The sequence below is a fragment of the Mesorhizobium sp. 2RAF21 genome (assembly GCF_052115345.1).
GTDB lineage: Bacteria > Pseudomonadota > Alphaproteobacteria > Rhizobiales > Rhizobiaceae > Mesorhizobium > Mesorhizobium terrae.
In genome coordinates this window covers 1-371 of the sequence record NZ_JBFRGM010000064.1, presented here as the reverse complement: position 1 = coordinate 371, position 371 = coordinate 1, and the positions used below count along the sequence as shown (strand labels likewise).

1 protein-coding gene is annotated in these 371 nt (G+C 38.0%); it reads left to right on the top strand.

From position 1 onward, the window contains the following. The coding region (locus tag AB4136_RS33390) for a flotillin family protein (protein ID WP_441932357.1) at window positions 1–371 on the top strand (371 nt) is incomplete at both ends.

Genomic DNA, 371 nt, shown 5'->3' with positions numbered 1-371 from the left:
GGTTTATACAGAACAAGGAGTACCTGTTATGGCAGATGGTACCGCAATTATTAAAATTGGCGGTTCTATTGGTGAAATTGCTACAGCAGCAGAACAATTTTTAGGGAAGTCTAAGGAAGACCGTGAAAATGAGGCTAAAGAAGTACTTGAAGGGCATTTACGTTCTATACTAGGTTCTATGACGGTTGAAGAGATTTATAAAAACCGCGATAAATTTTCTCAAGAGGTACAGCGCGTAGCTTCACAAGATTTAGCAAAAATGGGTCTTATCATCGTATCTTTTACAATTAAAGAAGTACGTGATAAAAATGGATATCTTGATGCTCTCGGAAAACCGCGAATTGCTCAAGTGAAAAGGGATGCAGATATTG